The organism is Microcoleus sp. B4-D4 (assembly GCF_036705185.1).
Lineage (GTDB): Bacteria > Cyanobacteriota > Cyanobacteriia > Cyanobacteriales > Microcoleaceae > Microcoleus.
In genome coordinates this window covers 251,857-274,404 of record NZ_JAUBTX010000004.1, presented here as the reverse complement: position 1 = coordinate 274,404, position 22,548 = coordinate 251,857, and the positions used below count along the sequence as shown (strand labels likewise).

General features: G+C 45.7%; 18 protein-coding genes. 12 read left to right on the top strand and 6 right to left on the bottom strand.

Annotated elements, in window-relative coordinates; translation table 11 throughout:
• The first annotated feature begins 166 nt into the window (after positions 1-166).
• On the top strand, positions 167-1,621 hold the full coding sequence (locus QUB13_RS05900) for a RecQ family ATP-dependent DNA helicase (RefSeq protein ID WP_333379657.1): 1,455 nt from the start codon (positions 167-169) through the stop codon (positions 1,619-1,621).
• 332 nt (positions 1,622-1,953) lie between these two features.
• Positions 1,954-2,919: an RluA family pseudouridine synthase gene (locus QUB13_RS05895; RefSeq protein WP_333379656.1), complete on the top strand. Its 966-nt coding sequence runs from the start codon at positions 1,954-1,956 to the stop codon at positions 2,917-2,919.
• 364 nt (positions 2,920-3,283) lie between these two features.
• On the opposite strand, the gene QUB13_RS05890 is transcribed toward QUB13_RS05895, so the two are convergent.
• Both QUB13_RS05890 and QUB13_RS05885 read right to left on the bottom strand, forming a co-directional pair.
• Positions 3,284-4,039: a phycobilisome rod-core linker polypeptide gene (locus QUB13_RS05890; RefSeq protein ID WP_333379655.1), complete on the bottom strand. Its 756-nt coding sequence runs from the start codon at positions 4,037-4,039 to the stop codon at positions 3,284-3,286.
• 303 nt (positions 4,040-4,342) lie between these two features.
• Positions 4,343-4,939, bottom strand: a complete 597-nt coding sequence (locus QUB13_RS05885) for a phycobiliprotein lyase (RefSeq protein WP_194008955.1) — start codon at positions 4,937-4,939, stop codon at positions 4,343-4,345.
• Positions 4,940-5,075: 136 nt separating this feature from the next.
• On the opposite strand from QUB13_RS05885, the gene QUB13_RS30390 reads away from it, so the two are divergent.
• The 9 genes from QUB13_RS30390 (at position 5,076) to QUB13_RS05840 (ending at position 16,780) form a co-directional block, all read left to right on the top strand.
• Positions 5,076-5,339, top strand: coding sequence for an NblA/ycf18 family protein (locus tag QUB13_RS30390; protein ID WP_442921518.1), 264 nt, complete (start codon positions 5,076-5,078; stop codon positions 5,337-5,339).
• 40 nt (positions 5,340-5,379) lie between these two features.
• Positions 5,380-5,505, top strand: coding sequence for a hypothetical protein (locus tag QUB13_RS05875; RefSeq protein ID WP_333379654.1), 126 nt, complete (start codon positions 5,380-5,382; stop codon positions 5,503-5,505).
• A gap of 58 nt (positions 5,506-5,563) precedes the next feature.
• Positions 5,564-8,788: an ATP-binding protein gene (locus QUB13_RS05870; protein ID WP_333379653.1), complete on the top strand. Its 3,225-nt coding sequence runs from the start codon at positions 5,564-5,566 to the stop codon at positions 8,786-8,788.
• Positions 8,788-9,216, top strand: a complete 429-nt coding sequence (locus QUB13_RS05865) for a DUF7680 family protein (protein WP_194067044.1) — start codon at positions 8,788-8,790, stop codon at positions 9,214-9,216. The genes QUB13_RS05870 and QUB13_RS05865 overlap by 1 nt, the downstream gene beginning before the upstream one ends.
• A gap of 4 nt (positions 9,217-9,220) precedes the next feature.
• Positions 9,221-9,604, top strand: a complete 384-nt coding sequence (locus QUB13_RS05860) for a hypothetical protein (protein WP_333379652.1) — start codon at positions 9,221-9,223, stop codon at positions 9,602-9,604.
• 150 nt (positions 9,605-9,754) lie between these two features.
• Positions 9,755-10,039 (top strand): hypothetical protein, encoded by a 285-nt coding sequence (locus tag QUB13_RS05855; RefSeq protein ID WP_333379651.1) that lies wholly within the window; start codon positions 9,755-9,757, stop codon positions 10,037-10,039.
• Positions 10,036-10,536, top strand: coding sequence for a PIN domain-containing protein (locus QUB13_RS05850; RefSeq protein ID WP_333379650.1), 501 nt, complete (start codon positions 10,036-10,038; stop codon positions 10,534-10,536). Before QUB13_RS05855 ends, QUB13_RS05850 begins: the two co-directional genes overlap by 4 nt.
• Position 10,537: 1 nt before the next feature.
• Positions 10,538-13,381 carry a DUF1156 domain-containing protein gene (locus tag QUB13_RS05845; protein WP_333379649.1) on the top strand — a complete coding sequence of 948 codons (2,844 nt, stop codon included), beginning with the start codon at positions 10,538-10,540 and terminating at the stop codon, positions 13,379-13,381.
• 150 nt (positions 13,382-13,531) lie between these two features.
• On the top strand, positions 13,532-16,780 hold the full coding sequence (locus QUB13_RS05840) for a helicase-related protein (protein WP_333379648.1): 3,249 nt from the start codon (positions 13,532-13,534) through the stop codon (positions 16,778-16,780).
• A 168-nt stretch (positions 16,781-16,948) separates the two neighbouring features.
• Here QUB13_RS05840 and pstB read toward each other — a convergent pair whose 3' ends face one another.
• From pstB to pstS, 4 genes are all read right to left on the bottom strand, one after another.
• Entirely contained in the window at positions 16,949-17,749 is an 801-nt protein-coding gene (gene pstB / locus QUB13_RS05835; RefSeq protein WP_194067040.1) for a phosphate ABC transporter ATP-binding protein PstB, read from the bottom strand.
• Between the two features lie 116 nt (positions 17,750-17,865).
• The gene (gene pstA / locus QUB13_RS05830; protein ID WP_333116385.1) at positions 17,866-18,759 is read right to left on the bottom strand and encodes a phosphate ABC transporter permease PstA; all 894 of its coding nucleotides are present in this window, start codon (positions 18,757-18,759) and stop codon (positions 17,866-17,868) included.
• 34 nt (positions 18,760-18,793) lie between these two features.
• Positions 18,794-19,750, bottom strand: coding sequence for a phosphate ABC transporter permease subunit PstC (pstC, locus tag QUB13_RS05825; RefSeq protein ID WP_333379647.1), 957 nt, complete (start codon positions 19,748-19,750; stop codon positions 18,794-18,796).
• 260 nt (positions 19,751-20,010) lie between these two features.
• Positions 20,011-21,177 carry a phosphate ABC transporter substrate-binding protein PstS gene (gene pstS, locus QUB13_RS05820; protein WP_333379646.1) on the bottom strand — a complete coding sequence of 389 codons (1,167 nt, stop codon included), beginning with the start codon at positions 21,175-21,177 and terminating at the stop codon, positions 20,011-20,013.
• A 730-nt stretch (positions 21,178-21,907) separates the two neighbouring features.
• Between pstS and QUB13_RS05815 the strand changes: the two genes are divergently transcribed.
• A complete protein-coding gene (locus QUB13_RS05815) occupies positions 21,908-22,486 on the top strand; it encodes a biotin transporter BioY (RefSeq protein WP_194008961.1) in 579 nt (192 codons plus the stop codon).
• Positions 22,487-22,548 lie beyond the last annotated feature (62 nt).

The window sequence follows — 22,548 nt, the reverse complement described above, 5'->3', positions numbered from 1 at the left end:
CTGACGCCCATGAGCGAGAAACCGGGTTTCTAAGAAAATTTTGCGATCAGTAACGAAAAGCCTACGAAGAAACCCGGTTTCTGAAGTCGCACTTGCGACTGTAATTGTCATTGATGCGTAATTCCTGTCTGGTATAATTGATACTTCTGATGTGGGGATAAATCCAATGAAATACCAACCAGAACCAACATTATTAAATCAAGCCCGCGCCGCCTTCAAAGAAATCTGGGGATACGACGATTTTCGACCGCCGCAAGCAGAAATTGTCGGTAGTTTGTTAGCAGGAAAAGATACAATAATAATTATGCCGACAGGTGGTGGCAAATCAATTTGCTTTCAACTGCCAGCTTTGTTACAAACAGGCTTAACTTTGGTGGTTTCGCCCTTAGTCGCCTTGATGGAAAATCAAGTGCAAGAATTGCGCGATCGCAATTTGCCCGCTTCCCTCCTCCACAGTCAACTGTCAGCACAGCAGCGCCGACAAACAATGCAATCGCTGCAACAAAACAAGTTGAGATTGCTGTATTTGTCTCCCGAAACATTGCTCAGCAAACCAGTCTGGGAAATTCTCAGTCAGCCCTACCTCCAAATCAACGGTTTAATATTAGACGAAGCTCACTGTTTAGTGCAGTGGGGCGATACTTTTCGACCAGCTTACCGCCGTTTGGGAACAGTGCGACCGGCTTTGTTGAAAGCTAAACCAGAAGGTAGTAAAATTGCGATCGCAGCTTTCACCGCTACCGCCAACCCGGAAGCACAAAAAATCATCAAAAATGTCTTGCAACTGCAAAAACCAGAAGCATTTTTGCTAAGTCCCTACCGTTCTAATCTGCACCTACAAGTGCAGACTGTCTGGACACCGAGGGGACGCAAACAACAGTTATTAAATTTTATTAAATCTCGATCAAAACAAGCAGGCTTAGTCTACGTTCGCACGAGAAAAGATAGCGAGAATTTGGCTAATTTGTTGGAAGATGTAGGTTATAAAACCGCAGCCTATCATGCAGGTTTGAGTCCTGAATCGCGCCGAAACATAGAAACAGCTTGGCTAAATAACGCTCTTAAATTTGTGATTTGTACCTGTGCTTTCGGGATGGGAATTAACAAGCCGGATGTGCGGTGGGTTGTTCACTTTCAAGCACCTTTGCTATTATCGGAATACATTCAGGAAATTGGTAGAGGCGGACGCGACGGCAAATCGGCGATCGCCCTGACGTTGATTAGTGAACCTACGGGTTTGCTTTATCCCGATGACAAACAAAGAGCACAATTTTTTCAAGATAAATTGCGATCGCAATACCGAGAAGCGCAGCAGTTGGCCCAACAACTGCCAGTTAAAGGCGATGTAGAAGCAGTTTCTCGCGAATTTCCCGAAAGCGCGATCGCCCTTTCTATCTTGCACAGCAGCGGACAATTAACTTGGCAAGATCCTTTCAATTATGCGATCGACAAATCCGCACAGCAAATAGGCGCAAAACAAAATTTTACCGCCGCTGCTGAAATGGCACAATATCTCAAACATCGAAAGTGCCGGTGGCAATTTTTGCTGCAAGCTTTTGGCTTTACCAAGGAATCTCAATCTATGCGGTGCGGCCACTGCGATAATTGTCGCTTGCATTGACAAATTTACTTAAAAATGTTATAATAAAAGCATTTATTTGACATAAATTATACTGCTATCAGGCTCTAGCCCGATCGCGAGTAGAAACCAGGATCAAATAGTAGATGCTCTCAAAAACCGGGTTTCTTCCTATAATTATCATTTTTGTTTGCATAACTCATAGAAACCCGGTTTCGAGTCCCATATCCGTCATTTCGTGTCGGGTAGATTGACCTAGATCGCTATTGGTTCGTACTGCGGACTAAAGCCCGCACTACGAACCGTTTTTGCTACGATCGCAGATCGGACATGATATCAGCCCAAAAAATCGGCAACAAACAGTAAAAAATTCAATGATAGAAACAGAGACGGCGGCACAGATATATACAGTAGAAAATACAGAGGAATTTAACCCGATTAATGTCACTCAACGATTAGATATTTGGCTGTCAAACCAGATACCAGACTTATCCCGATCGCGTGTGCAAACCCTCATATCACAAGGCCACGTCAAAGTCAACGACCAAACCTGCACCTCGAAAAAAATATCAGTAAAAACGGGCGATCGCATCCACATCACTTTACCCGAAGCCCAGCCCACAAAATTAGAACCCCAAGCAATTCCTCTAGACATCCTCTACGAAGACGACAGCCTAATTATCATCAACAAACCAGCCGGATTAGTCGTTCACCCAGCAGCCGGACATCAAGACGGTACATTAGTCAACGCCCTGTTAGCCCATTGTCCCCTCGCAGAAATCGGCGGAGTTCAACGGCCCGGAATCGTCCACAGATTAGACAAAGATACAACAGGTGCGATCGCGATCGCCAAAACCGATGTTGCCCACCAAAACCTGCAAGCCCAACTCAAAAGCAAAACCGCCCGCCGCGAATATTTAGGCGTAGTTTACGGAGTTCCTAACACCGAAACAGGCACAATAGACCTACCCATCGGCAGGCATCCCACAGACCGCAAAAAAATGGCAGTAGTACCAGAAGAAAAAGGCGGCCGCCCCTCAGTTACTCACTGGACAATCAAAGAAAGAATTGGCAACTATTGCTTAATTCACTATCAATTAGAAACCGGCCGCACCCATCAAATTCGCGTCCACACAGCCGAAATAAAACATCCCATTATCGGCGACCCGATGTACAGTTCCAACCGTTCCATCGGCGTAAATTTAACCGGACAAGCCCTCCACGCTTGGAGGCTGCAATTGCAACATCCCTTAACTGGAGAGTTGATTGAGGCGATCGCACCTTTACCCGATCAATTCAACACTCTGTTAAAAATATTGCGGCTGCGAGCTCACAGTTGACAGTTGACAGTTGACAGTTGACAGTTGACAGCGACCTCTACCTGGAAGTAAGAGGATTGGAGTAATGAATCGTCTGATTTTAATTTCTCCCTAAAATGGAGAGGCTTTAAACCAGTTCTTTCTGGTAACTGGGTATGGAGAATTAATAATTGGGAATTGATAACTACTGACTACTAACTACTGACTACTAACTACTGACTACTGACTACTGACTACTGACAAAAAATTATGAGTCCTGAGTTTTGGATTCCAAGTTTAGTAAAAAACTCAAACCTCAAAACTCAAGACTCAAAACTCTCTCAGACTAAAAGCCGATCGATTAAATCCATAGCCCGACACAAACAATAGCACCAAGCAGTATCAATTAACGGCGAGGAACCATCGTGGCAATATTGATATTAGCCAGAGGCACGCGCTGCGGCGGAGTAGCAGGCATCGGCATATTGCGCGCCATACCCAAATAGTTCGACGGATCGCCAGCCTTCGCTTGCTGCTCTTGAGGAACAAAACGGCGAACGCTTGTCTGCCAGATGATTTGCGGGAAGCCAAGCTGCGAGCGGTGGTACTCGTTGTAGCGGGGCGTCTTCAAGTTGAAAGGAGTGTCCCCTCCAACTCGCTGAGGCAAAATTCGGCGCTGCTGGTAAGGTACGGTATCGTAGCCGAACTTATCCAGGTACTCTTCGCTATTGACCAACTCGTCAATAAAGCCTTGAGGCCCCTTATTTGCTACCACGATCGACCAAGCAATCTTTTCGCGATCGCTGTACACATCCCGACCCAAAACGCGCTGCACGCACATTTCCACAAATCGGTAGTTGCTGTTAGTTTGATAATTCCGCTCCAAGAAAGGAGCCGAAGTCGCCAAACCGCGAATGAAATCCCGCACCGTAATCTGACCGAACTTTAGTTGCGATTCCAAAAACGTTTGGCGGTTGCTCTTGAGGATTTGGTGTTCGCTGTAAATCTGGCGATATCCAGCCCAAATCAAATTTTCCATGTCTCCCGACGAGAGCACGTTTTCAGTTGTGAAAACTCTCGGCTGCTCGTCGCCCCCTATTTCATAACCAGCAACGCGCTGATTTTGGCTCTTAGGGGCGTAATTTAACAAAGGAAGCGCCACGTTATAATCTCCGTTATCTCAAATTTCAGAAATAGTTGATACCGCGAGCTGCCAGCATAACGATACAACTAACCAACATACAGATTAGGGGATTCCCGCAATCTAAATCTGGTTTTCCTGATTTTTTGCAACAATCTGTAACATTTGTTGACTGTTGACTGTTGACTGTTCGCTGTTGACTGTTCGCTGTTGGCTGACAACTACCCACTGACAACTGACAACGGACAACTACCCACTGACAACTGCCAACTGCCAACTGCCAACTGCCAACTGCCAACTGCCAACTGCCAACTGCCCAATAAATTACCAGCCTAGGGCCGAGTAAAACTCACTAGCAACGGGTTCCTTCTCTGCAGCCGGGGCCGCTGCATCCGAGTCTGGTTCCACCCGAATTTCAGTGCAAAAAGTTGAAGTGCTGAAACCGCCAAAGCGCTTGACGCTGCTTGTCCGCATCCGCACGTTGGGATTGGCAAACCAAAAACGCTCGATCGAACTCATCGTCTCGTATTCCGTAATCAGCAGCAGCGCATCCTCGTCATCCATCTCAAAACGGCCGGCCACCGGCACAATTTCCGCATAGCCGCGTTCCCGCAACATCAAACCCTGCCGCGGATTCTCAGGATCTGGGACGATCGCGAATACGGTAGAGCCCTTGTGATTCTCATCATCCTTATCCCACGCCATAGTGCCGTGCCAAGTCACAAATGCTCCCCCAGCAGCCCGACTCGGATCGACCTCGTGCATCTGGCAAATTTCAGCCACTCGCGCGTCATCCGCACCTAGGGCCGTTACCTGAATATTTGAATCCCCAATCTCCGCTTGGCGGAAAGCGAGGTGGTGAGTGCTGCGCTGCGATCGCCATTCTCCAGCACTACTCTGAAAAAACTCCATTGCATCCATACAAAATAGCTCCTTTGGCTTAGGCTTCCCGGTTTTTACCCCTGTTTTATGATAAAGCTCCCCCCACTTAGATGTACTTTTGCGACACAAATTAGTCTCAAAATGTCTACTTTGGACATATTGTCAAGTGAATGTTATGATAGTTTACAATGTAGGAGACACAACAAATCTTGCGAAACGTGATGTCGATCGCGATCGCATCGATCTCAGCAAACTGGAGGAGCGAATTATGGATATGCCTACAACCAGCCTCAGCATGGAACAGCAGTTCAAACTGCAAGTCCTGAGCGAACAAGTCAAAAACTTGAGCCAAAACCAAGCTCAGGAATACTTGCTAGAAGTTATGCGGCAGAACATGGTCAAAGAAAATTTGTTAAAGTATTGGATGAAAAAAATGTGAACGTTGCGATCGTCCGCTATACTAGCCGCGCACAACTGAAGTGTTGCGATCAATAAACCCCGCACTTGCTATGCTAGTAGGTGTGGGGTTATATTTAGTTAGTCAGTTGGCAGTTGACAGTTGGCAGTTGACAGTTGACAGTTGGCAGTTGACAGTTGGCAGTTGACAGTTGGCAGTTGGCAGTTGAAAATGACTAATGACTAATGACTAATGATTAATAATCAATGTTGCAATTAATCTTTGATACCTGCGTACCGAGAGAGGAAATTTTATCAGGAGACTTGTCTCTAGATTTATTTGCAGCAAAATTGCGGTTGGTAGTCGAAGGAAATGCACCTCAAGTTTATCAAGATCCAAATACTTTCTTTGCTAATACTTTCGCCACAGACGGCATCAAAACCCTGATTCGTGAAGTTTTTGGCCGCTTGATGAAGCAAAGCGCCGGGGCTGGAGTGATTCGTTTGGAAACGAGTTTTGGGGGCGGCAAAACTCACGATGAAATTGCACTCTGGCATATCTGCAAGCAAGGGCGAGAAATTTCTGGATTGGAACGCTTTACAGATATTAATACTATTCCCGATCGCCCGATCGCCGTTGCAGCGATCGATGGTCGAGATTTAGACCCAGAACAAGGAGTATATCATGCCGACAGCGGTTTGACAACTTATACGCTTTGGGGCGAAATTGCTTACCAAATTGGCGGGATTCAAGGCTATCAGTTAGTGCAAGGTAGCGACAAAAGCGGTGTCAGTCCCGGTACTTCTGTGCTAGAAAGATTGACGGGCGGACAGCCGACTGTGATTATTTTAGATGAAATTGCGCGGTATTTGCGATCGGCAAAAGCGAAACAAATTGGCAGAAGTGATTTAGCTAAACAAGTTGTAGCTTTTCTGTTTTCCTTGATGGATTTGGCGGCGGCCTGCGATAATTTAGTATTGGTTTATTCCCTCGCCTCGACAGCAGATACTTTTGCGGAAGAAACGGCAGAGTTGCAAGAAACGATGCGCGCTTCGGCTAGACAAGAACGAGTTTTGAGTCCTTCTACAGATATCGAAATTTACAACATTGTCAAACAGCGCGTGTTTGCTAAAGTTAGTGAGGAAGCGGCCCAAAAAGCGGCATCGGAATATTTGGCTGCTTATCGCAATTGCCGCGTTAATTTGCCCGATGGGTGCAAAGATGCGTCATACTCAAAGGCGATCGCCCAAAGTTATCCGTTTCACCCGGAATTGTTCAATCTGCTGACTAAAAAAATTGCTTCGATTCCTGAATTCCAGAAGACGCGGGGGGCTTTACGGCTTTTCGCGCAAGTCGTGCGGCATTTGTGGGAAAATCGCAATGGTTGGGTGCCCATGATTCACACGCATCACATTCCGGTGGGGATGGATAAGGAAATTACTAACGATCTTACCTCTCGGTTGCAACGATCGCCCATGCGGAATCCCATCGGCGCGGATATCTACAATCCTGATGGTAGGCCGGCTTACGCACAATTGCAAGACGCGGAATGGACAGCAGCCGGAAAACCGCCGTTTTCTACTTGGATAAGTAGAACCATATTTTTGCATTCTTTGACTCAGGGAAATTCTTCGGGGATTCGCCTCGCTGAGTTGAATTTGTCGCTGCTGACTCCGGGGGTTGATAGCGGTTTTGTCGATCGCGTTTTAGAAACCCTGACTAAGGTAGCCTGGTATTTAGACTTCGATCCGATAACTTCCTTGGCCAGGTTTAAGGAAGAACCTTCGATTAACAAAATTATTACCGAGGAAAAGGAACAAGTCGGGGTTTTGGCGGCAAAAGAAGATTTGCAAACGCGCCGGGATAGCATTTTTGCTAAGAGACTTTTTAGTTTGGTTTCTAATCCCCAAAGTCCCGGAGATGTAGACGACAACGCGGATGATGTGGCGCTGTGTTTGATCGACTTCGACGCAGATACGGTGAATGCTTCTACCGACGCAGCGCCGCCATTAGTCGAGAGAATTTTTAACAACAGCGGCGAGTCGGGGAAGTTTCGCACCTACCGGAATCGGTTGTTGTTTTTGGTGGCAAATCGGCTAGAATTTGAAAAGGCGATCGAAAATAGCAGAGAATATCAAGCAATTAAAAATATTCTCAACAGCCCGAACCGGATGGAAGATTTATCGGGAAGCCAGCAAAAGAAATTGAAGGATCTGAAAGGCACGAAAGATTTAGATGTGAGAGTGTCTTTGACTAATGCTTACCGCCATTTATTCTATCCTGCAAACGATCCTGTAAAAGCACCGAAAGGGTTGATGCACTACACTCTTACCGCCCACGATTCCAGTACGGTGAAAGGCAATAGCAACCAGCAGGATGTGATTTTGAAAGCCCTGAAAGATTGCGGCAAAATTCGCGCGGATGAAGCTAAACCCTTCGCGCCGGCTTTTATCTTGCAAAAAGTTTGGCCTGCGGGTTTGGATAATTGGACAACGAAGGCGCTGCGCGATGCTTTTGCTAAGGATTTGAGTTTGAATATTCTGCTGGATGCGGAAGTTTCGATGTTGCGGGAGACGATTCGCCAAGGTTTGAAAATGGGGAATTGGGATATGAAAGTTGGGGAACGCTTATTTATCAAAACCGATGATAGCGTGTTGGTGTTGCCAGAGACGATCGAGTTTAGCGATCGTCCGATCCTGTACAGACGCGGCATTCTCGAACCTCCAGCGCCGAAAGAAGTGGAACTCAGCGCTCAATTGATGCCGAGTACAGAAGCGGCAAAACCCGTGCGCGTCAGGTGGAAAGCGAAAGGAGCACTGACGGTTAGTTTGTATCAAGATAATACTTTAGTGCCGGGAAATTTCCGCCCTTCCGATGAGTATGACGCCACCATTGTTAATAACAGTATTTTTCGTGTGGTGGCCGATTACGGTAACGGTGAGACAGCAGAAAAAGCAACCAATGTCAATCTAAATCTTCAAGTTCCTAACGCGCGAGATGGTAATTCTCCTTATGTTGTGGAAGCGCTACAGGGGACTTTGTGGGAGGCGAAACCGACGGTTATCGAACTCGACGGCACGGTGAATGTGGTTTTTGCAGGTTTGGGCGATCGCATCAGCGACAACAAAATACAAGCCATCGAAATGCTAGAATTGTCTGTGGATCGAGTCATGGATTATCGCAAATTGGGAACAGCAATTGCCCTATTGCAGCGCTGGCAACCGCAAATCGACCAAACCGCAACCATTCAAACTGGCGACCAATTTGTGCGGCTGGAATATCAAGGACAGATGCGGGGATTTCAGAGCTTTTTCTCGACTATCAACAGTTTGTTGAACAGCCCCGAAGCGCAAGCAACTGTTAGTTTGAAAATCACCTTAGAATTCAAGCCAGCTTTGCCAGCAAATGCCTCGGATATTAGCAGTATCAAACAAACACTCGATCGCAATCCAGTAGAAAGGTTGAGTTTAATGGCAAGGGTGACGTACTGATGCAGGAGTTTCAGTTAAAAGTTGTTTGCCTTGACAACAATAATTTCGCTTTGGAACTCTATCAATGCGCCTACAAGAAAGCGGGAGAGAAAAAGCGTCCGGCGGCTAAAAAATTGGGGCGACTCAAAGGAAATGCTCTGGTTTTGGCGAGACAAAAAATTTATGCCACTCTCAAAGCGAATAATTACGATCCAAAAACTTTATCTCAGCAGCGACAAACGCCTTATATATTATCAGAAGAATCTGGCGTAAGTTTGGCGATTTTATTTCAATCGCTGCAACCGCTATCGAAAACAGAACGAATTGCTAATATTGCAGAAGGGATTATGGCGATGAGTAATGAAGAGGCACATTATTGGTTTGGTAAAATTGCTAATGGCAATCGTTCAAATGCTTTGAAAGCTTTGCGAATATTATTGGGAGATTAATCTGATGAAAGTAGCTGATTTGTCAAATGAAACTTTAGCCAAGATTAAAACAGTGCGGTGGGATCGGATTATTGAGAAGCATGAAGGGCCGTTTAAATGGGAGTCTGAGTTTAGATACCGCGAACCGGAATTTATCGAAATTGAGGGGCGGTGGGTGTTATTGCCCGTTGAAGCATCTCGTCACCAAAATATCACGATTTTGCGGGCGATTTGGAGCGCCGATGGCAACTCGCTGACTCTTTTTCTCAAGGATACAACTTTTGACGATGATATGTTTGTATCGGGATATATGGCTGTGTGCGATCGCCCGAAAGGAGAAGAGTTTTTCTTAGCAGTATTGTACCACGAATGGTTTATCATTGAAAAGGCAGAGGTATTTGAAGGTTGATCTAAGAATTTTTGGGATAACCAAACCCCCCCTGCTTTAAACTGGTTTCAAGGCTCTGCCTGGGAACCGATGTCTAGAGGCTCTGCTTCTGGATCTGCTTTACCAGGCAGAGTCCGGTAACAAGTAAATTATTGAAGAGGTGAATTTCTTATGACTATTAATGTGCGAAATGCAGTAGGTGCTGCTCAACAATATTTTGGTTCTCTGCGAGATATGATAGGTTATCATACCGAAGAGTTGAGGCTGGAAGAAGCAGAGCTTTCAGAAGATAAAAAATACTGGTTTATTACATTGGGGTTTATCCGACCTGTGGATAAAACAAGCAATCCCCTTGCTGATTTGATTGCAACTAAAAATTATGAACGAGAGTATAAAATATTTAAAATAGATGCCATAACTGGGGAAGTGCAGTCTATGAAAATTCGCGAAGTATGAAAGATATTGTTCCTTCTTTATTTCAGAAATACAAACAAAAAGGAATTTTAATTGATACAAATATCCTTTTGCTATGGTTTGTTGGTACGGTTAACCGGGAGCGAATTTCAAAATTTAATCGCACCGAAAATTTTTTGCCAGAAGATTACGATTTTTTGCTGAAAATTTTGTCTTATTTTAACAAAATAGTTACAACTCCAAACATCCTGACAGAAGTTAACAGTTTAGCGAATAAGCTTGGAGAACCCGAACGTTCTCAATGTTTGTCTGTATTTGCTGAAGGAGTGACCAGATTAAATGAATCCTATCTGGAAAGTCAGGAAGTTGTTAAGACAGACAGTTTTACTAAATTTGGTTTAACGGATTGTAGTATAATCAATATTGCTAAGAATAAATATCTCGTACTGACTGATGATTTAAAGTTAGCTAATTACCTTCAAAAACTAGGGATTGACACGATTAATTTTAATAATATTCGCATTTATGGATGGAAGTAAAATGAATGACTTTCTCAAAAAACGCCCCAAACTATTCATCGAGAAAATCATGCCCGTAAATCTGCTAAACGAGCAGGTTAATTACGAACACGGCGGCAATCCATTTAAAGGATTGCATCGCTGGTATTCCCGCAAACCTTTATCCTTTTCTCGCGCTTCGGTGTTGGCATCGATTTTACCCGCTGAGATTTCTTTAGAAGAGTTTGAATATTTGCTGGGATTGGAACCGGGGAAGGAAATTAAACTCTACAAAACTCCCCCGTCTTCGGTGCGAATTAAGAAGGTTCACGATTATTGCGAAAAGGTGTGGGGGAATCGCACGCCGACTATTTTAGATGCGTTTGCGGGTGGGGGAAGCATTCCCTTTGAGGCGGCGCGGTACGGGTTGAATGTGTTGGCGTCGGATCTCAATCCGGTGGCGGTGGTGACGATGAAGGCGGCTATGGAATATCCGCTGAAATTTGGCCCGGATTTGCAGGAGGATATTGATAAATGGGTGCAATGGGTGGGGGATGAAGCCGAGAAAAGATTGGCGGAATTTTTCCCTTCTAACCCCCCTCAATCCCCCCTTGCTAAGGGGGGAAGTCAAGGTGAGGAAACTGTGCAGAATTATTTGTGGGCGCATACGGTAGTTTGTCCGAGTTGTCAGTCGGTTGTGCCTTTGAGCCCGAATTGGTGGTTGTACAAGCGCCCGGAAAAGCAGAATTTACATAAATGGTGTGCGGTGAAACCGATTCCTAACTTGGCACAGAAGCGGGTTGATTTTGAGTTGGTGAAGGGGAAGAAAGGCAAGGATACGACGATTCAAACCGATGCGGGTGAGTACGATCCGAGTGTTTATAATACGATTAGCAGAAGTGTTGGTAAATGCCCGAATTGCGATACTGTGATTGAACAAGAATATTTAATGAAACATGGCATTGATAATCAATTAAAATATCAACTATATGCAATTGCTTTCAAAAAAGGCAAAGGGAGTTTAGAGTTTAGACTCGCCAAAGACTTTGATTTAGAAGGAGTAAATAAAGCACAAGATATTCTTGAAGATAAATATCAAAAAATTTGCTCATATAATTTGCCTAACGAAGTTATCTCAACAGGATTTAATACAGATCAATTATTACGTTATGGAATGGATAGATGGGATAAACTCTTTAATCCTCGCCAGTTGCTAACGCTTGTCACTTATGTAGAAATTATCAACGAAGCTAAGGCGCTGCTACAGGCTGAGTATGAATTGGAGAAGGTAGAGGCGATTATTACTTATCTAGCTTTAGTATTAGATAGATGTGTTGATACAAATTGTAGATTAGCCCACTGGGATGCAGCGAGGGCTGGTTGTAAGCCTGGATCAGCACAACACTCCCTTAATTTAATGTGGAATTATCCAGAAGTTAATGGGGCTGGTCAATTATGGCATTCATGTGCTGATGCTTTTGCGTCAGACTATAAAAATCTTTGCGCTTTATTCGGCACAAAACCCCACTCAACCGGCCTCCCAGGAATCGAACAATACGACCCCAAAACCATCCAAATCAATGCCGCATCCGCCGATAGCCTCTACCACATTCCCGACAAATCTGTCGATGCAATTATCACAGACCCGCCCTACTATTCCACAATCCAATATGCCGAAATTTCCGATTTCTTCTATGTCTGGATGAAGCGCACATTAGGCGATATCTTCCCCGATTTATTCTACTCAGAACTCACCGACAAAGACAGAGAAGCCGTGGCGAATCCGTCGCGCTTCCGCAATATGGGCGCATCTCCCGACGAACTCGCCGCCCAAGATTACGAAGCAAAAATGGCCCTAGCTTTTAGCGAATATTACCGAGTTTTGCGCGATGACGGCGCGATGACAGTCCAATTCAACCACAAAGAATCGGGCGCTTGGGACGTGCTCACAAAATCCCTCATCGATGCCGGTTTCGAGATTACCGCATCCTGGGCCGTCAGTACCGAAAACCCCCAAAACCTCCACCAAGCCAAGAAAAACTCAGTTTCCAGTACAGTCCTTTTAGTTTGCCGCAAGCGCGACACCAACGCCGCCCAAGCTTGGTGGGACGATTTGCGCCCGGAAGTCGCCAATCTCGTCGAACAGCGCGCCCCGGAATTTGAAGCCAACAAAATCACGGGAATCGACCTTTATTTAAGCGCCTTTGGCCCCGCTTTAAACGTGTTCAGCCGTTCCTATCCCATCCTCAACAGCAGCGGCGAAGAAGTGCGCCCGGAAGTTGCTTTTGCTGAAGCCAGAAAAGCGATTGCAAACTACCGTTTCCGCAAACTCGTACAAACCGATACAGCGGGTTTTGACGCGCTAACTCAGTGGTATTTCCTCGCCTGGGATGCCTTCCGCGCCGTCGAATTCCCCTTCGATGAAGCGCGACAACTCGCCCTCGCCGTGGGCGGTTTCGATGTCGTTGATTTAGCCAAAAAATACAAATTGATTGACTCGGTTAGCGGCACTTGCAAGCTTTTGACTCCGAAACAGCGCCTGAAAAAAGGTGCTTTTTCGGTGAATCCGCAAGATTTTTCGCTGACATATTTAGTGGATGGATTGCACGCAATTATTGCGCTGTATCAGGAGGATGGAAATATTCAAATTGTGCGCGAGTTTATGAAGAAAGCTAATTTGACGGATAATGATAATTTCATGCGGGCGATTGAGGTGGCGCTGAAAGTGATTCCGCGTTTGGGCGATGAGAAGAAGCGGATACCGGAGGAGAAGGCTTTGTTGGATTTGTGGTTGGTGATGGATGAGATTAAGGCGAAGGTTTTTTATCAACAATTGGATATTCCCTTTGAGGGACAATTGAGTTTGGATTTGAATGTAGGTGGTTGAAAGAATGAGAAGAGATCCCCCCTAACCCCCCCTTAAGAAGGGGGGGACAAGAGTTTAATTCTGTAGGGGCGGTGCCCCCGTGCCCGCCCCCTTCTTAAGCGGGATTTAGGGGGAGCGAAGATTGTGGGACATAACAAATAATCTAATAACATGAATTTACAAGATTATCCCTGGCGGATTAGTTATTCTAGCAATGAAAATAACCCGATCGCCGATTTCTACATTCCCGCGCTAGAATGTGCTGTTAAGTACGATCGTAAATCCGGCTTTTTCAACAGCGCCATCCTCAGCAAAGTCGCGCAGGGATTGGGCGCAATGCTGCACAATTGCGGGCGGATGCGGTTAATCATGGGCTGTCAGTTTAGCCCGCAAGATTTGCAAGCTATCCAACAAGGTTACGCCCTGCGAGATGCTGTTACCATCCGCCTCGATACGGATTTGCAGCCGCCCAAAACCTTCGCGCAACTCAAACATTTTGAAATCCTCAGTTGGCTGATTCAAAACAGTTATCTCGATATTAAAATCGCCGTTCCCCTCAAATCTAACGGTTTACCAGTAGATAGTGAAAGTTTACTCGATCGCCAGCATATATTTCACGAAAAAGTCGGCATTTTTACCGACAGCAAGGGCGCGCAATTAGCTTTTAGCGGTTCTAATAACGAATCTCTCAGCGGTTGGGAAAGCAATGTTGAATCTTTCCATGTTTATTGTGCTTGGGAAGGCGGCCGAGATGCAGAACGAGTGAACGAAGAGATTTTTCGGTTTGAACAGTTGTGGAACAATTTATCGCCGAATGTGCGCGTTTTTGAAGTGCCGGAAGCGGTGAAAAATAAGCTACTCAGTTACGCGCCCAGTAGTAAGCCTGTGTGGAATCGGGAAGAAAGTTCGGCAGCGGATTTTGTAACGGATGTAGCGGATGTAGCGGATGTAGCGGATGAGGAGGGTTCGGCAGCGGATTTTGTAGCGGATGTAGCGGATGAGGCAACGGATTTTGTAGCGGATTTAGCGGATGTAACGGATGTTGGGAGTCGGGATTTAGGGGGAGTTATTGGGGATTTTGAGTTATCTCAAGATTATGCTAAGTTTGAACCGCTTTTCAATTTGTATGCTTCACCAACTTGTCTCGATTATTGTTTGAAATCTATTCCCATCAAACCTTGGCCGCATCAGATTAAAATTCTGCGTCGAGTGGCTGCTAGTTTCCCGAAGAGTTTCCTAATTGCGGATGAAGTTGGCTTGGGAAAAACTATCGAAACTGGGTTAATTTTGCGTTACTTGCTTGTCAGCCAAAAAGTCAAGCGCGTGTTAATTTTAGCACCAGCCAGCATTCAGCCGCAGTGGCACGAAGAGTTGCGCGAAAAATTTAATTTGCACTTTTGGAGTTACAACAAAGGTGAGTTAAAGAATCCGTATGGGGAGAAAAGTGTGTCTGGGGAAGAGAATATTTGGAATTCCCAGAATCTGATTTTAGCATCATCTCATTTAGTCCGCCGGAGCGATCGCACAAAAGAACTCCTAGACGCGCAACCGTGGGATTTGGTGGTACTCGATGAAGCCCATCACGCCCGCCGTCAAAGTCCGCAAAACCGCAAGGAAACGCCGAACCGGCTGCTTCAGCTAATGCAGCAGTTAAAGGAAAAAAGCGGATCGCTTTTGTTATTATCCGCTACGCCGATGCAGATTGATGCGATCGAAGTTTTCGATTTATTGCACCTTCTGGGACTGCGCGGACATTGGTCTTATGGTGAGAATTTCTGCAATTATTTTAGCACGCTGTCGGCAAAGCCCGATCGCCAGAATGTACGTTTTTGGCAGCAGATGTCTGTCGGTTACTTCCAGGAAGGAGGTTTGCCGTGCGATCGGTTGCAGGAATATCTCCAAAAGCGCGATCGATTGTTATATTATAAGTTGCGCGATGTCTGGGAAAAAAACCAGCGAGTCAACCCGCAACAAATCGCTGATGACGAAGCCTTTATCGCCGCCTCCCGCCAATATTTGACAGTGAATACTCCCCTCAAAGATTTGATGTTTCGCCACACCCGCGACACCTTACGCCAATACTATCAGCGGGGATTATTGGAACGAGATATTCCCCACCGCGAAGTCAGAGATAATGCGATTACTTTAGAAAACAACCGCGAAGTGCCGCTTTATCTCGCCGTCAGCAATTACGTCCGCCATTTTTACAATTTAGCGCAAAAAGACAACCGTAAGGCGTTAGGATTTTTGATGACTCTTTACCGCAAACGGCTGACAAGTTCCTTTTATGCCATCCGCGAATCCTTACAGCGCCGCCTCGAAGGGATTAGCATTACTGAGGATGATTTTCAGGATTTAGATGATGCGGATGATGTGATTTTGGAAGGTATGGAAGGTTATTTTGCACCAGCAGACCCGGAAGAAATTAAATATTTAGTCGATTTGCTCGATCGGTTCGAGAATACCGGGGAAGATAGCAAGCTTTCCCACTTTATCACAATCTTGCGTCAAGAACTGAATGAGCGCGAAAGTGCGATCGTGTTCACGCAATACACCGACACGATGGATTATCTCAGAAGTGCTTTACAACAATTATATGGTGCTCAGATTGCTTGCTATTCCGGGCGCGGGGGAGAGTTGTACCAAAATGGGGAATGGCGAACTTTTCCGAAGGAACAAATCAAAGCCAAATTCCTTCAAGGAATCATCAAAATTTTACTTTGTACCGAGTCAGCTTCCGAAGGGCTAAATTTGCAAACCTGCGGGGTTTTAATCAATTATGATATGCCTTGGAATCCCATGCGGGTGGAACAGAGAATCGGCAGACTCGATCGCATCGGACAGATTTATGATACAGTCAGGATACACAATTTTTACTATGACGGCACTGTTGAGGCGAAGGTTTATAGGAAATTGCGCGATCGGATCAATGCTTTTCAAAGCGTTGTCGGCAATTTGCAACCAATTCTCGCAACAGTTCCCACTTTCATCGAACAGGCCGTGATGAGTGCAGATCCCGAAGAAGAGGGTGTTTTGTTGCGAGAGTTCGATCGCATTTTAGACGCACCGCCGTTGCGTCTTGGACTTGATGAAATGGTAGCAATGGATGTAGAATCAGACTTGATAGAAATCCGTCAACCTTTGCCGCCAACTTCTCTGTCACCGGAAATTATCGAAAATTTGTTTGTCAACTCTGCGATTTTCCAGCAAATGGGTGCGAAATTTGACAAAAAGGGCGATAAAACTTTTCAACTGAGTTATAAAAACACCATAAATGCAATTACATTTTACCCAGATATTTACGAAGAAAATCCATCATTGCAGTTAATGAGTTTCGGGAATCCGCTATTTGAAGAAATGGTTAACCTTGCAAAAAGGTTCGTAGTGAGGACGACCGTCCGCATTTTACCGACTTCGTAGTGAGGACGACCATTCGCATCTTACCAGGTGCGATCACAAAAACTGAAGTCCTTATACCATTTTCCTAAAGATGTGCTGATGAAGTCTTAGCCCCCCCGAACTCGCGGGGGGGTTGGGGGGGTAATATCTAGCGCTACTTGAGGAAATTGGTATTACTACGAAAAACTATTAACCAAAACGGCCGCTTACATAATCCAAAGTAGACTCTTCCTTCGGACTTTGGAAAATTACCTCAGTTTTGTCACACTCCACAAGATAGCCAAACCGCTTCCCATCGTCAGAAAGTTTAGCATTGAAAAAAGCAGTCAGGTCAGAAACCCGAGAAGCCTGCTGCATATTGTGAGTCACAATTACGATAGTATACTTCTCCTTGAGTTCCCGCATCAACTCCTCAACCTTAATCGTCGAAATCGGGTCAAGAGAAGCGCAAGGTTCATCCATTAACACTACATCAGGATTAATCGCGATCGCCCTAGCAATACACAAACGCTGCTGCTGGCCGCCCGAAAGAGAAAAACCGCTTTGCTTTAACTTATCCTTAACCTCATCCCACAAATAAGCTTGTTGGAGCGACTTTTCCACCAGCTCATCCATATCTCCCTTATAATTATTCACCCTCGCACCGTAAGCAATATTGTCATAAATTGACTTCGGGAAAGGATTGGGCTTTTGAAACACCATCCCAATCTTGCGGCGCACCTCCACAGCATCAATATCAGGATCGTAAAGATTTTGACCTTGGTAATGAATTCTGCCTTCTAAACGAAAACCGTTAACTAAATCGTTGAGGCGGTTAAAACATCGGAGAATTGTACTTTTGCCGCAGCCAGAAGGCCCGATCAAAGCAGTAATCCGATTTTTAGGAATTTCTAGCGAAACATTTTTCACCGCGTGAAAACCGCCGTAAAAAATATTGATATTTTCAGTCCGTAAAACAGTTTCCGTCTGCTTGTCCAAATCCATCATCATACAAATAACTATCCTCTTAATTTTTACAGAACCAGCGAATTTTGTCAGTTGTCAGTTGTTAGTTGTTATTAGCTAATACTTTCAGACCAACTGCCAACTGCCAACTGCCAATGACTTCAATAAACCTTTTGGCGAGTAGCCCAACGAGAAAGAATACTCGTCAGCAAAACCATAAACACCAAAATCAAAGATGCAGCCCAAGCCAACTCTTTCTGTGCCTGAAAAGGAACCGTTGCAAAGTTGTACACCAAAACCGAAAGCGACGGAGTTGGCTTATCAAATCCTGCAGGCCAAAAAGGCGAATTTAGCGCTGTGAAAATCAAAGGAGCCGTTTCTCCAGCAGCGCGGGCAATTGCCAGCGTCACACCCGTTAAGATAGCCGGAATTGCCGCAGGCAAAACTACCTGCAACACTGTTTGATAATTAGAAGCACCCACACCCACCGACGCCCATCTAATATCTTGCGGGACGATTTGTAGGGCTTCGTCAGTAGTTCGCACAATTGTCGGCAACATCAACACAGCCAGCGCCGCGCCCCCTGCAATTGCCGAAAAACCTCCCATATTTACCACGAACAAACCGTAGGCAAATACCCCGGCAATAATCGAAGGAACGCCGCTGAGGACATTAGTAGCAAAGCGCACCCAGCGGGTGATTTTGCCGCTGCTGAACTCCGACAAATAAACGGCGGCCAACACTCCAAAAGGAACAGCAATTAGAGAAGCAATTCCTACGGTCATTAATGTACCGAGAATGGCATTGGCGATACCGCCTCCCGACAGTCCCGGTGCGGGGGGCAGCTTGGTGAACAAGTCTAAATTTAGGCGATTAAAACCTTGTATGGCTACGTAGGAAAGCACTGCAAACAAAGGCAGCAGAGTTATCGCCAGAGCCGAGCCAGCCAGTACAGTCATCGCCATACTAAACAGCGCTTGCGAGCTGTTTTTAACCCTCTTTAAACTGCCTGTTTTCGATCCAAAAGGATTCTCATCGGAGACGCTCTTTGACATAAACTAAAACTATGTAGGAAATTGTGCCAAACTTCTAGTTGTACTTCGCTCTTACTTGAGAAACAATCCACTCTGCCAAAATATTGACAATCAGCGTCATAATAAACAGAATTAGCCCCGTATACATCAGGGCAGCCACTTGCAATCCTGAAGCTTCGGCAAATTGATTTGCCATCAGAGAAGCAATAGTATTTGCAGGAGCTAGCACAGAAGCACTTAACTGATTGGAATTTCCAATTAACAGCGTTGCGGCCATCGTTTCTCCCATCGCGCGGCCGAGGCCTAGCATAATTCCGCCGACAATGCCGGAAAAAGCGGCCGGTACGAGGACTCTAAAGATTGTTGTCCAGCGAGTAGCTCCCAAACCCAGAGATGCTTGTCGCAATTCGGGCGGGAGGCTTGCTAAAGAGTCGCGGGAGATAGCAGTAATAATGGGCAAAGTCATAATCCCCAAAATTACTCCGGCGGGTAACATTCCTGGGCCAACTGGCGATGTGCTAAAAATCGGCAGCCATCCGAAGTTACCGTTGAGAAACTTTCCGATGTTGCTAATAATGGGAATCAATACAGCAATTCCCCACAAGCCGTAGACTACGCTGGGAATGGCGGCTAAAAGTTCTACTAAGAAAACTAAAGCTGTACGCACTGGCAGCGGCAAAAAGTCTTCGCTCAAAAAGATGGCAGTCCCTACTCCTAATGGTACTGCAATTAGGAGCGCGATCGCAGAACTGACGATCGTCCCGTAAATCATCGGCAGCGCACCGTACTCTTCTTTAACCGGATTCCAATCACTGCTAAACAGAAAGCCCAAACCGTACTGTTGAATCGCTGGTAAAGCTCTGAAAGCAACCGTAAGCGCGATTACCAGCAAAATTACGCCAACTCCGATTCCCAAAATCCGAGTCAGCCAGATAAAGCCTTGGTCTAAGGTTTTTTCTATCCGAGAGCGGGAACGTTTCTCTGGTTGAGCGGTGTTACTATCTGAAATCATATACAAAAGTCTCAAAAAACTGTAACGAAAAATCGCATTTTTCCGAAAAATCTAGAACGAAGCAGAAACAAAGACTGTAAATCAAATCACACACACAGGGGCGGGTAGATGCCTTCCCTAACTTTTGAAAAAGTATTTCTGGTTAAAGCCGCCCCTACATAAATATCTCTGTTCCTTCTTCCTTTTTCCCTCTGCCAACAGTCAACAGTCAACAGTCAACAGTCAACAGTCAACAGTCAACTGTCAACTGACTTCAATAACTATTTACCAATCTCAATCTTGTAGTCGGGGCTGATGCCGTCGGCTGCCAAAGCAACTTTTTCTCTGACGTTTTGGGGCAGAGGAACGTAACCCAATTCTGCACTAACTTTTTGACCTTCGGTTAAGCCGTATTCCACCATTGCCTCGATAACTTTGGCTTTGTTGGGGTCTGCAACTTTTTTGGGAACGAGCATCCAAGTGTAGGTGACAATTGGATAGGATTGAGCACCTTCGGGGTCTTCGATAAATGCTCGCAGGTTTTCGGGCAGGGGCGCAGTTGCTAAAGCTTGAGAAGCTGAATCGTCTGTAGGTACTACAAATGTGCCTGCTTTGTTTTGCAAAGATGCAAATTTGACGTTGTTGTTTTTGGCGTAGCCATATTCGATGTAGCCGATGCTGCCTGCTGTTTGCAGGAGTTGGCTGGTGACGCCTTCGTTGCCTTTTGCGCCTACGCCTACGGGCCACTGTACTGTTTTGCCCTCGCCTACTGCTGTTTTCCAGTCGGGGCTGATGGCGCTGAGGTGTTTGGTGAAGATGGCGGTGGTACCGCTACCGTCGGAACGGTGGACGACGGTGATGTTTTGGTCTGGCAATGTTACACCGGGATTGGCTGCTGCAATTTTGGGGTCGTTCCACTTGGTAATTTTACCTAGGAAGATTTCTGTATAAACGTCTCTGGGCAGTTTGAGTTGGGGTACTTCTGGCAGGTTGTAGCCGATGACGATGCTGCCGGCTGTCATGGGCAGCAAAATCACCCCTTTGTCTGCTGGAACTTTGGCGATTTCGTCGTCTTTCATGGCGGTGTCGCTGGCCCCAAAGTCTACTGTGCCTTTGGTAAATTGTTCGACTCCGGCGCCGCTGCCTACTGATTGATAGTTAATTTGTACTTTGGGGTGGATTTTGTTGAAGTCTTGAAACCAACGCTGGTAGAGGGGGGCGGGGAATGAGGCGCCTGCTGCGGTTATGGCTACGTCTGAGGCTAGGGTGAGTTTGCTGTTTGCGGCTGTGCCTGTGGCTGCAACGGGGGATGCTGCTGTGTCGCCGGAGCTGGGACTGCTGCTGGTTGTGCTGCCACCGCCGCAAGCTGCTAAGCTGAGGGCGATCGCCACAGCGGACATTGCTGTTGTCACACGATTCGGATTAATCAGGTTCAGACGAAAAAGCATAGGTATACAAAATCTGCGATCGTTATACGGGTGTCCCGCCATAGCATATCGCGCGAAAGTAAAGCTTAGGTTAAAAATATTTACATTTTATCTTAATCTAATGTTAACCAAGATTAATTTAATTCATTGATGAGCTTGACAAGTGTAATTTTATGAGATTAGTGAAAGATAAATTGGTGGGGAAACAAGGGTGCGATCGCCCGGCTGCGAACAATTCCCCATTAAAATATCGGAATATCCAGGTTTGAGAACCAGAAAACCATACAATAGTGGTTCTTTTGACAGTAGTGCTAGTATTGAGAACTTAAAAGTTGCCGGCACTCCAGCCTGCATCCGCTCAATGCTGATGATATATAGCCGAGTCTCAAAAAGATGAGGTACTATCGGGCCTAAAAGCATCGGGCCTAAAAGCATAGGGCATAGGGCATAGGGCATAGGGCATAGGGCATAGGGCATAGGGCATAGGGCATAGGGCCTAAAAGCATACCTCACTTTTTAGAGAACCGATATAGCAACCGCCCTGACGGTTACGACGTTCTGGCATTGCACAAACATAAACAGTCGATTGTAACTTCCTCTTGACTTCTTCTTCCTTGCCTTCCTTCTGCCTCCTGCCTTCTTCCTTCTTCGTGATGACCAATGACCAATGACCAATGACTAATGACCAATGACTAATGACTAATGACCAATGACTAATGACTAATGACTTCTTCCTTCAACATCTGCTATAATGCCTGCTCCTCTTGAATTAATCTGGGCTTTTATTGGTTTGCTCCTAACGATTGGAGGCAATTTTTTGCCTGCATCTGTGACAATGCCGATCGGGTTGTGGGACGATCGCGGACTGCAGGCGTACTCTTTAGGCGTGACTTATCAAATTGGAGCCGTGTTGCTAGTAGGCTGCATGGGCGGCAAAAATGCTGCTGCTCTCTCGCAAATTGCCTATTTGGTATTAGGATTAACTTTGTGGCCGATTTTTGATCGAGGCGGCGGCATCGGCTATCTTAAAGAAGCGAGTTTTGGGTATTTGCTGGGTTTTATTCCTGGTGCTTGGGTGTGCGGCTGGGTCGCTTTTAAGGTGGCTTCGCGACTGGAATCTATGGCTTTTAGCTGTTTATGCGGTTTATTTACAGTTCACGCGATCGGCTTAATTTATCTAATTTTTAGTTACTTGCTGATTCCTGGCAAAAAAGTACCTTTATTAAATGAAATTCTGACCTATTCGGTTTATCCCCTGCCGGGACAATTGGCAGTGGTTTGTGCGATCGCATTGCTATCATTTACTTTGCGCCGCTTGATGTTTTATTGATTGGGGAATTGGGAATTGGGAATTGGGAATTGGGAATTGGTTGTTGTGTCAAATAATGTTAT